The organism is Microcoleus sp. Pol12A5 (assembly GCF_036701435.1).
GTDB lineage: Bacteria > Cyanobacteriota > Cyanobacteriia > Cyanobacteriales > Microcoleaceae > Microcoleus.
The window spans coordinates 1-10,060 of the sequence record NZ_JAUBQU010000162.1 but is presented as its reverse complement, the minus strand read 5'-3'; the positions used below and the strand labels follow the sequence as shown (position 1 = coordinate 10,060).

11 protein-coding genes are annotated in these 10,060 nt (G+C 45.0%); 7 read left to right on the top strand and 4 right to left on the bottom strand.

Annotated elements, in window-relative coordinates; translation table 11 throughout:
* Positions 1-126 precede the first annotated feature (126 nt).
* The 4 genes from QUA45_RS25975 to QUA45_RS25960 form a co-directional block, all read right to left on the bottom strand.
* Positions 127-573 (bottom strand): nucleic acid-binding protein, encoded by a 447-nt coding sequence (locus tag QUA45_RS25975; RefSeq protein WP_333222632.1) that lies wholly within the window; start codon positions 571-573, stop codon positions 127-129.
* Entirely contained in the window at positions 570-920 is a 351-nt protein-coding gene (locus QUA45_RS25970) for a hypothetical protein (protein WP_333222630.1), read from the bottom strand. The genes QUA45_RS25975 and QUA45_RS25970 overlap by 4 nt, the downstream gene beginning before the upstream one ends.
* 87 nt (positions 921-1,007) lie before the next feature.
* On the bottom strand, positions 1,008-1,697 hold the full coding sequence (locus tag QUA45_RS25965) for an ImmA/IrrE family metallo-endopeptidase (RefSeq protein ID WP_172189316.1): 690 nt from the start codon (positions 1,695-1,697) through the stop codon (positions 1,008-1,010).
* 15 nt (positions 1,698-1,712) lie between these two features.
* Positions 1,713-2,036 carry a helix-turn-helix domain-containing protein gene (locus QUA45_RS25960; RefSeq protein WP_006634885.1) on the bottom strand — a complete coding sequence of 108 codons (324 nt, stop codon included), beginning with the start codon at positions 2,034-2,036 and terminating at the stop codon, positions 1,713-1,715.
* A 254-nt stretch (positions 2,037-2,290) separates the two neighbouring features.
* Between QUA45_RS25960 and QUA45_RS25955 the strand changes: the two genes are divergently transcribed.
* The 7 genes from QUA45_RS25955 (at position 2,291) to QUA45_RS25925 (ending at position 9,686) form a co-directional block, all read left to right on the top strand.
* Positions 2,291-2,557 (top strand): hypothetical protein, encoded by a 267-nt coding sequence (locus QUA45_RS25955; RefSeq protein WP_006634886.1) that lies wholly within the window; start codon positions 2,291-2,293, stop codon positions 2,555-2,557.
* Between the two features lie 92 nt (positions 2,558-2,649).
* Positions 2,650-3,354, top strand: coding sequence for a hypothetical protein (locus tag QUA45_RS25950; protein ID WP_333222627.1), 705 nt, complete (start codon positions 2,650-2,652; stop codon positions 3,352-3,354).
* 59 nt (positions 3,355-3,413) lie between these two features.
* A complete protein-coding gene (locus QUA45_RS25945; protein ID WP_333222625.1) occupies positions 3,414-3,782 on the top strand; it encodes a hypothetical protein in 369 nt (122 codons plus the stop codon).
* Between the two features lie 56 nt (positions 3,783-3,838).
* Positions 3,839-4,816: a hypothetical protein gene (locus QUA45_RS25940; protein ID WP_333097821.1), complete on the top strand. Its 978-nt coding sequence runs from the start codon at positions 3,839-3,841 to the stop codon at positions 4,814-4,816.
* 76 nt (positions 4,817-4,892) lie between these two features.
* Positions 4,893-5,972 carry a hypothetical protein gene (locus QUA45_RS25935; RefSeq protein WP_333097822.1) on the top strand — a complete coding sequence of 360 codons (1,080 nt, stop codon included), beginning with the start codon at positions 4,893-4,895 and terminating at the stop codon, positions 5,970-5,972.
* Between the two features lie 428 nt (positions 5,973-6,400).
* On the top strand, positions 6,401-7,867 hold the full coding sequence (gene purF, locus QUA45_RS25930; protein ID WP_333097823.1) for an amidophosphoribosyltransferase: 1,467 nt from the start codon (positions 6,401-6,403) through the stop codon (positions 7,865-7,867).
* Positions 7,868-8,600: 733 nt separating this feature from the next.
* On the top strand, positions 8,601-9,686 hold the full coding sequence (locus tag QUA45_RS25925; RefSeq protein WP_333222623.1) for a DUF3474 domain-containing protein: 1,086 nt from the start codon (positions 8,601-8,603) through the stop codon (positions 9,684-9,686).
* The last annotated feature ends 374 nt before the right edge of the window (positions 9,687-10,060 follow it).

The window sequence follows — 10,060 nt, the reverse complement described above, 5'->3', positions numbered from 1 at the left end:
AAGTTTTGGGAAGGATGCAGGATTTCGTAAGGGATATTTAATTCCTCACAAGCTGCCAGCAGGATTTCAATATTGGTAAGCATAAAATGCAATTTGAATTGTAAATTTTAACTTTAGTATCCACCATTACTCAATATCCCGCCACTCGCGAGCATCCACAAATCTCGACAAATGCCCCACATTTGTTGTAGCAATAACAACCGCTTCTCCACCTTCAACAATCAGCAAAGCTTGAGCTGCTAAAATCACATCTCCATCAAGTTCTTTGGGATCTGCTGTCGGCATTCCTGTCTGACGCGATGTTGCCCACAACTCGGCCGCTTTGAGTATCGTTGGTGTCGTTATTGGCAAGTATTCAAGCCTCTCTTTCCAGTCATCAAGCCGTCTAACTCCTGCCAGTTTATTTGCACGCAGCAACTCTCGCCTCACCTCATAGTCGGCTATCTCAGGTAAAATCACCCTGTAACCTTTGAGCAACAAAGAGCGCATCCACATCCGACATTCCACTGTCACAGCCGACCCTTTGGGATTTGTTAATGTTCCTAAAGGGCCAGCATCTAATAATACAATCATTGTTTTTGAAATAAAAGTCGCTGGGATGACAGGCGGTCTTCATCTAATACTTTTTGCAAGTATTCAAATGTCTCTGTCTGCTCCTCAGCATCTCCTTCTTCTGCCCATTTATCTAACCACTCAATTGCAGCTAGATTTATCTCCATTTGTTCTTCTTTGGTTCGGGAAGGAAGCACAGGTGAGGGATTTTTATTGACTAAATTTAGCCAATAACTTAACCGCAAATCGACCACTTCCGTAATTATCGCTTTCAGTTCTTCAACGGTTAAGTCCGATACTCGTTTGGTTGGGAGAATTATCGCTTGCAGTTCTTCAACTGTCAAGTCTGCTACTCGTTTGGTTTCCATTTGGCAGCCTCATTATTTCAATCTAATTTTAAATATCTGAGATTGGAGAACCGATCGCAATTCTCTCATCTCAAATTTCATCAAATTTTATCCAAACAACCGCTGCTGCCCGTTTGCCGCGTCTTTCCCGGCATAAATCTCGCGCGTTCCCTTGGGAATGTAAATCCAATCGAATTCTTGCAAGCGGTTTGTCAAATTGGAAATGCTCACTCCCAATTCATCTCTCATTTTGTATAAATGCGACCACTTGGTTAAATCGCGTCCCTGTCTTTTTTCCTCCAAAATACACCGAGGCATCAACAAACAGCTTGCAAAATATTGCGCTTGCCATTCGATCGACAAAACCTTATTATCAGCACTCGCACCCCGACAAACAAACGGTTCCTCGACATCCTGGGCGGTTTTGCCTTGATTGCCCAAGTTTAGTTCCAACTGTTCGACAGTGCCGTCTGCTTCGTCTTGATTGACGTGTAGCACCCAGTGGCCGATTTCGTGGGCGATCGTCGATTCGATGAAACCCGGCGGTTTTTCGAGAATCTGTTCGTTGATTTCGATTAACCGCTGCTGCGGCAAAATCCTCGCCGCGATCGCACCTTCTTCATCCGGCTCAATGCACTCCCAAACTACGCCTAAATCCAGAAAATCAGCAACCGTTGTCGCATCAAAAGGCCATCTCGGAGCAAAATTTTGCGTTTTCTGCATCTGCATCAAGATGTCATTTGCCAAACGCTCGATCGATTCTTTGGGATAGAAGCAATACGGCTTAAAAATACTCACTATGAGGGGCCTCTCTTACGCTTCAAAAGACTGTTTGAGCCAATCTGGATTTTCTTGCATCCGGCGGAAAAGAGCCTGCATTTCCTTCGGATTCTGCTTCAGCAGCGCTTCGTACTGCTGCGGCAGCCTCCCCGCCAGGAAAATCAATTCCTCTTCGTTTATGTCTAGATTCCGCGCTAATGCTCGGATTACCTCCTCTTTTGGCGCATAATCCGCTCGATCGTTCTCCAACTTCGACAAATAAGTAAAGTCCACACTTAGCATAGCTGCTAGCTCACGTTGTGAGTAAGCTTTGTCCTTGCGAGCTTGACGGATCAGTCTTCCAAATGTTTGTTCCACGGTTTTTTGCCTCCTGACAAGCATTCTAGCCTGTTTTGATGAAAAGTTCAACAAAATACTTGACGGGAAAATCAACCCGCGCTACCATGAAGTTAGTTGACGGTTTAATCAACTATATAACCCTGACTGGTAGGGTTAAGGGTGCAAATTAGCCTAGCTCACACGCTACATATAGCGTCGTCAACTTCAGAGGAGTGAGAAGCGCTGGGCGTCAAAACGCTTGTACGCAGCAAATAAGGAGGAGCAGATCGCAAATGCTGAGAACCTGGACAGACACGCATTACAAGCTCGAAGACGATGACTGGCTATACATCGCCACCCACGAAGAACAAAGCTCAGCCTCACTGGTTTGTCCCGGCTACGCGCGGGATGGCGAAGGCTTCAGCATCCACTTCACCCCAGCGCACCTAGAAACATTAGAGCATTTGCTCGCCGCGCTGCGGATTATCAAAGCTCAACAAGAGGCGATGCTTGAGTATACCTATCCCGAACCAAAAGCGACAACACATCTCATTAGGTAATCGAAGTTCGGCCACGAGCAATGTACGAGATTTAACGGATTACCAATTACCAATTCCCCGTAAAGCAATAAATAACTAAGGAAAAACGAACAATGACTACTAAAACACAAGAAAGACCTACATTTTCAGTATTTGGTGCCAAACCGAGCAATGCTTTGCTAGTACCAGAAATCCCGATTGCAGTGCGTAACAATTGCCAAAGTGGCCAGTGGGCGATCGGCGATACAGACTACGGTTCCAAGTGTTCCATGACAATCCTCAAATTCTCCAAATTCTTCGGTTCCCTCGGTCAAACTTCCCACACATTGTGGGGTCAACTGTGGTTTGTCGCAGAAAGTGGCGAATTGCCGCAAGGAGTTGTCATGGTGACATACATCAAAAACCGCAGCTTGAACGATTTTAACCGTTTGGTAGCATCAGTTCAATCTCGCGGCGTAGAACCTGCAACCGGGATTTTTATTCCCGAATTCGTCAAGCATTCCGGTCAGAAACCAGACGACAGCGGAGTAGTAAAACCGATCAATTACTACAGCTTGAAATGGTCTTGGAACGAGCGGAAAGATTGGGCGGTTATCGACCAAGCCGCAGCAGTTTTGTCAGATTCTAGCAATCAATCGCGGATGATTGACTTAGAAGGAACAAAAGCTATGGTGTGTTTAGATAACCTGCCGGCGCAGCAAGTTGCCTGCTTGATGGCTGCTCACGCTAGCGGTGAAAGCGATGCTATGGCTTTGAATTCCAACGGCAGTATGTCGCTACCGCCAGCCGAAGAGCAATTAACTGCTGACTTGTTCTAATTTTGTTGTAAAGGCGCGATTAAATCGCGCCTTTACCATAACTGTTACAACAGAGTGAAATGAAGAAATTAACCAAGCTGAAAACCAAACCAAACCTGCAAGAAAGCCGTTTGAAAGAGAATATTGAGATCCTAGACCAAATTCGGGCAGACGCAGTTAACGACATCGAAAGTCTCACCGAAGACTTCCAACACATGACTTTAGTTGCCGAATCTGTCCAGCGGAATTACCGAGCTTTGTTAGCGGAAAATCAATTGCTAAAAGGCACACTTTTAAGTATAATTGATGAGTGCGGCTGCGGGCCAGGAAATCGGTGCGATCGCTGCTGGAAAATTCTCAAAACTCTAGGTATTGCCAATCCAGAAGAAAAACCCGACGCAGCCACAAAGTACCGTTCCATTCTCAGCCAACTCCGCAACTTAGAATAACTGAAAACGTTTCAGTCACAAGTGTCAAAAAGTTATAATCAGGAGGAGCAAAAATTATGACAATAGCAACTGTCAAGGATAGCAAAGCCCAAATTCTGCAAAACTTTCAGCAGATTTTAGCAGACAAAAAAAAGATCGAATCTAAAGTAGAAACCAAAGAACAGTCAGCCGAAAAAGCCAAAAACAAACAAGTCCTAGAACTCGCCTCCACCTATACAATTGACAGCATCGTCAAAGGCTTGGCAGACTTGCAATTAGATTTCGGCAGCATCACCAGCGGACTTTCTGAAAAACTGAAGGCGGAATCTTCAAAATTAGACGAATTAAAACGCGCGATCGAAATTGAAGCGGCACAATTGCAAGAGTTGCAGCAAATCAGAGTTGTAGCAGACGCCCTCCACATTTTAACTCAAGAACACCGAGAAAAATTGACCCTGCTCGAACAAAACAGCGCCAACCAGCGCGAAATAATCGAAAAAGACACCACCCAAAAACGCAAGGTTTGGGAAAAAGAACAGCAAGAATTTGATGCAGCAGTTCAAGAAAAGGCTGCACTCATAACTAAAGAACGTCAGGAAGAAACCGCCGATTACCAATACGAATTACAGCGCAGCCGCCAAATCGAAACCGACGAATACGAAGAAAAGAAGCGCAAACTAGAACGAGATTTGCAGCAATCTACTCGCGAAAAAGAGAAAAATTGGACACAGCGCGAAAAAGTCCTCAGCGACAATCAAGCGGAGTTTGAAGAGAATCAAAGAAAAGCCGCCGGATTTGAAGAAGAACTCAAAGAGGCTTATGTCAAAGCCAAAGAAGAAGCAATCCAAGAAGTTTCCCGCGAAGCTAAAGTTAAGGCAGATTTAGTGGAGAAAGAATGGGAAGGAAGCAAGCTGGGATATGAATTGAAAGTCCAATCTCTACAGCAGACTATTGAGCGACAAACCGAACAAATAGCCGAAATTTCCGCGCAACTGCAAGCCACAATGAAGCAAGCGCAAGATTTGGCAATGAAAGCTTTTGCCAGCAAAGCTTAAAACCCAGTAAGGTGTGCAATCCGCACCTTACGGAAAAATGACAGAAATTTTCCCAAGTATTAAGGAATGAAAAGTCATGAACAAAAAAGTTAGCGACAAAAGCACCAAGGCTGAAATTTTAGAAGCCTACAAGGAAGCAGCGCAAGAAAAAGCGCAGTTAGAATCGCAAATCCAACAGCTAAACGCTTCCCAAAAGCAAACACCAGCCCCAGAAAAACCTATTGTGGAGGCCCAAAAACCAATGGCTTTAACTCAAAATCCACAAAAAATGCAGTCTACAATCGACAATTTGATTTTGCTGCAATTTGGCTTTGGTGGCGCTGTCAGTGAGTTGTCGGAGAAATTAACTTCGGAAGCTGCTAAACTCGAAGAATTGCGCCGCACTGTGGGCGATGAAATTCAACAACTGCAAGAGTTACACAGTTTAGAAGATGTTGCAGAAGATACGCTGGACAATTTAATTCAACAGTACGAAGAAAGCGCCAAAACTTTTGCTGGCGAACTTAGCGAACAGCGCGAAACGGTTGAACAGGAATTGTTGGAACGCCGGCAAGCTTGGGAAAAAGAGCAGGAACTCCAAAAGTTGGCCGTTAAAGAACGTAATGAGAATCACCAAAAAGCTCGCGATCGAGATGAAGAGTTGTATGATTATGATTTGAATCTTCAGCGAAATCTGGACATCGAAGAATACGAACAGCGCCAGAAAACGCTGTATCAAGAAATCGAAGAGTTTCAGCAAGAACAGGAGAAACAGTGGGCGGAACGCGAAAAATCTATTTCGGAACGAGAAAAGCTGTATGCTGAGCTAAAAGCGAAGGTAGAAGCTTTCCCGAAAGAACTGGAAGCTAATATCAAGAACGGGAAAGATAACGGTCGCAATATTGGCAATTATCAAGCTAAAGTTAAGGCTGATTTGTCTGCTAAAGATATCGAAGGGCAGAAGCAAAATTATGAACTGCAAATTCAAGGGATGTTGCAGACCATTCAAAATCAAGATGCGCGCCTTGCTAGCTTGTCGAAACAACTGGATTCTGCTTTGAAACAGGTTCAAGATTTGGCGGTGAAGGCGATTGAGGGAGCATCGAATTTGAGTTCTTTGCAAGCAGTCAGGGAAATTGCGATCGAACAAGCGAAGACTCAACAGAAAAATAAGTAGATCGGACTCGGCGGTTGAAAGAGACTGTGGGCGAATTTAAAAATGGTTTTACCCTTCACCCGTAAAAATAGTGGCTCTGGACTGAAAATTTAATTAACCATATAGCTATTAAGTAGTCAGAGCGAAACCCAATGCTGTATTCCAGATGTGAGGGGTAACACGCTTGGCGAATTCGCCCACAGTCTCTTTCAATCGCCGAATCCCTCGCCCGCCGTTAATCAAGGTTAATATAGGATTTGAGGGCGATCGATACTACAATGCCATTAAACGCCGCATCGCTTCTGTCTGAAATGCTACACGAGGTGGAAATAATGACAGATCCGTGGCAAGATTAAGGGAATGTTAAGTTATGCGACGCTTTCGCAAACAAGATTTCCCGCTGAAACTGTCCCCCTAACCCACCTTCCCCATTAGGAACCCACCCATCTATGATTCCCAACCATTCCTTCGCGGCTGACGAGCATTCTAGCAAACCCGACAAGCCCGAGGAAGCTTGTGGCGTTTTCGGTATCTACGCACCGGGTGAAGATGTCGCCAAGTTGACCTACTTCGGTTTGTATGCCTTGCAGCACCGGGGTCAGGAATCAGCAGGAATTGCTACCTTTGACGGTGAAAAAGTCCACCTGCACAAAGATATGGGACTGGTTTCCCAAGTCTTCAACGAATCGAGTTTAGGTCACTTGCCCGGTAACTTAGCTGTAGGGCACACTCGCTACTCTACTACCGGCTCGTCGCGCGTGGTCAACGCTCAGCCTGTGGTTGTCGAAACTCGTTTGGGAAGTCTTGCCCTAGCACACAACGGTAATCTTGTCAATACCAAAGAATTGCGGGAAGAATTGTTGTCTCGGAAGTGCGAATTTGTCAGCACGACGGATTCAGAGGCGATCGCAGTGGCGATCGGTTCCGAGGTAGACAAAGGTAAAGACTGGCTGGAAGCAGCGATCAGCGCCTTTGCTATGTGCCAAGGAGCCTTTAGTTTGACCATCGCCACCCCCAAAGGCGTGATGGGAGTCCGCGACCCCCACGGTGTCCGCCCGTTGGTAATTGGCATCCTTCCCACAACTCCGGTACGGTACGTTTTAGCATCGGAAACTTGTGGCTTGGATATTATCGGTGCTGAATTTTTGCGGGACGTAGAACCGGGAGAATTAGTTTGGATTACAGAGGAAGGTATGGCTTCCTTCCACTGGAGTCAGCAACAAAAGCGCAAACTTTGCATCTTTGAAATGATCTATTTTGCTCGACCGGACAGCCAGATGGAAGGTGAAAGTTTGTACAGCTACCGCCTGCGGATCGGGCGTTTGTTAGCAGCAGAATCTCCGGCTGATGCGGATATAGTCATCGGCGTTCCCGATTCTGGAATCCCGGCGGCGATCGGCTTTTCTCAAGCTTCCGGCATTCCTTACGCCGAAGGATTGATTAAAAACCGTTACGTCGGGCGCACTTTTATTCAACCGACTCAGACAATGCGGGAGTCAGGAATCCGCATGAAACTCAACCCTCTTAAAGATGTGTTGGAAGGAAAGCGGGTAATCATTATCGATGATTCGATCGTGCGCGGCACAACCAGCCGCAAAATCGTCAAAGCATTGCGGGATGCGGGTGCAACCGCCGTTCACATGAGAATTTCCTCACCGCCAGTGACTCATCCTTGTTTCTACGGGATAGACACCGACAATCAAGATCAGTTGATTGCTGCTACTAAATCAGTTGCAGAAATCGGTGCCCAAATTGGGGTTGATTCTTTGGCTTTCTTGAGTTGGGATGGAATGCTGAGGGCGACTAACGAAGACCCGATGAGTTTTTGTTCGGCGTGTTTCACCGGTGATTATCCGATCGACGTTCCAGAAGTGGTAAAACGGTCTAAGCTCATATTAGAAAAAGCTGGAACCTAAAAAATCAAAAAGTGGGAAAGCGATCGCCCGTAACTTTCGGCAATTTATGGATTTTCCAGTTTTTCTGGTAAGTCATTGCCAGAATGTGTGTAGAAATGTTACATTAACTTAGTTTTAGCAATTCTTGCAGAATTTGTGAACTGTAGTGAACAGTCGGTTGGGTAGAAGTTGCGTGAAACCCAAAACTATGATTGGAGATTGGAGATTGGAGATTGGAGATTTGTCCTTAAATCTAAAATCGCCAATCTAAAATCGATGGGCTTTTCCCTACACACTCGTTCACAATTTTTGCTCGAAACGCTGTATGCTACCTGCAGCCTGGAGGTAGTTCCTCCAGATGTCCACTCTCAGATTGAAGTCGCATTTCGCACCTACAACGGGCACATGAGATTTTTTCAGATAACAGGGTCGATCGCACTAATTTTTCCCATACAACTATTCCACAAGCCAACTTGCTTGAGAATCGCGGACGGGCTATTCATGCGAACTAAAGAACTTTAGAAACCCTTGCAGATTAAAAATATGGCTCCTTGCAGGTTGAATGTTACCTCACCTGCACAGGGATACAAGCCCCCGACTCATGTCGGGTAGAGCCAAAAAATTTAGATCTTAGTTAAGTTCCCCAATTAATCTGTGGAGTGAATCTAAAATCTAAAATCTAAAATCTAAAATCGATTGACTGTTAAAAGAAGGCGGAATGCGGTTTCTCAAGTCAGCTTAAATCAGAAACTTCGTGCAATCAAATACTGTTCTCAATCCAGCGAGCAATCAAGGCTCATCCTCTCGTACAACAGAGTTACCTTTTACTCTTCAAGATATCAAGGCAGCCATTCCAGCCCACTGTTTTGAGCCCTCGGCATGGAAATCTCTGGCTTATTTCTTTTTAGATATTGGCATCATCGCAGGTTTGTATGCGATCGCCTACACCGTCGATTCCTGGCTCTTTTACCCAATCTTTTGGTTGATGCAAGGAACCATGTTTTGGGCATTGTTTGTAGTGGGCCACGACTGCGGACACGGTTCATTTTCTAAGAGCAAATGGCTCAACAACCTGATCGGACACCTTTCGCACGCTCCAATTCTCGTGCCCTTCCACGGTTGGCGGATTAGTCACAGAACCCACCACGCAAATACAGGCAGCTTAGATAACGATGAAAGCTGGTATCCGGTATCGGAGAGCAAATACAATCAAATGCCTTGGTACGAAAAGCTGGGACGCTTTTATTTGATGTTATTTGCCTACCCAATTTATTTATTTCGCCGATCGCCCGATCGAACTGGTTCTCACTTCATGCCCGGTAGCCCGCTTTTCCGTCCGTCGGAAAAATGGGATGTGTTGACGAGTTCCGCATCCTTGGTACTGATGGTAGGCTTTTTAGGCGCGCTAACTTATCAGTTTGGTTGGCTGTTTTTACTTAAGTTCTACTTGGTTCCCTATGTAGTGTTCGTGATCTGGCTGGATTTGGTAACATTCCTCCACCACACAGAAACTGATATTCCTTGGTATCGCGGTAATGATTGGTATTTCTTGAAAGGTGCATTGTCTACGATCGATCGCGACTACGGAATCATCAATTCCATCCATCACGATATCGGCACCCACGTAGCCCACCACATTTTCTCGACAATGCCGCATTATCACTTGAAGGAAGCAACAGAAGCAATTAAACCAGTGTTGGGCGATTATTATCGCAAGTCAACCGAGCCAATTTGGAAGAGTTTTATTCGCTCTTACTGGGATTGTCATTTTGTCTCGGACACAGGTTCTGGAGTTTACTACGAATCACCTAACAGTCGGAGATCGGCTGAAGTTAAGTAGTTTAAATAAACAATAGAATGCGTAAAAACTCGGCTTTTTAAAGAAACCGAGTTTTTCATTTTTGGGCGTGTTTGATAAAATGATCCACATTTAACCTGCATATTTTGAGCAGGCTTTCTGACCACCTCACAAGAACTTTAAGAACTTCAAAATGCCAACTAAATATTTTTTAGCTGATGCTGGAGACTGACATAAACACAATAGATTTGCATTGCTTTTCCAAGATCTCAATTCCTTCAATTATCTGCGTTTCTCTGTGTTAATCTGCCTTACATCTGCGGTTTCTCGCCCGAAGACTTATAGTCATTTCAAATAAGTATGAGACTTTTAAAAAATGAGGTAAAATGAAAAAAAATCGTTAACCAGTTAGGGAA

Bases quoted from the DNA above. Each gene is read 5' to 3' on its own strand.
- QUA45_RS25975 (WP_333222632.1), bottom strand. From the start codon at position 573: ATGATTGTATTATTAGATGCTGGCCCTTTAGGAACATTAACAAATCCC.
- QUA45_RS25970 (WP_333222630.1), bottom strand. From the start codon at position 920: ATGGAAACCAAACGAGTAGCAGACTTGACAGTTGAAGAACTGCAAGCG.
- QUA45_RS25955 (WP_006634886.1), top strand. From the start codon at position 2,291: ATGCTGAGAACCTGGACAGACACGCATTACAAGCTCGAAGACGATGAC.
- QUA45_RS25950 (WP_333222627.1), top strand. From the start codon at position 2,650: ATGACTACTAAAACACAAGAAAGACCTACATTTTCAGTATTTGGTGCC.
- QUA45_RS25945 (WP_333222625.1), top strand. From the start codon at position 3,414: ATGAAGAAATTAACCAAGCTGAAAACCAAACCAAACCTGCAAGAAAGC.
- QUA45_RS25940 (WP_333097821.1), top strand. From the start codon at position 3,839: ATGACAATAGCAACTGTCAAGGATAGCAAAGCCCAAATTCTGCAAAAC.
- QUA45_RS25935 (WP_333097822.1), top strand. From the start codon at position 4,893: ATGAACAAAAAAGTTAGCGACAAAAGCACCAAGGCTGAAATTTTAGAA.
- purF (WP_333097823.1), top strand. From the start codon at position 6,401: ATGATTCCCAACCATTCCTTCGCGGCTGACGAGCATTCTAGCAAACCC.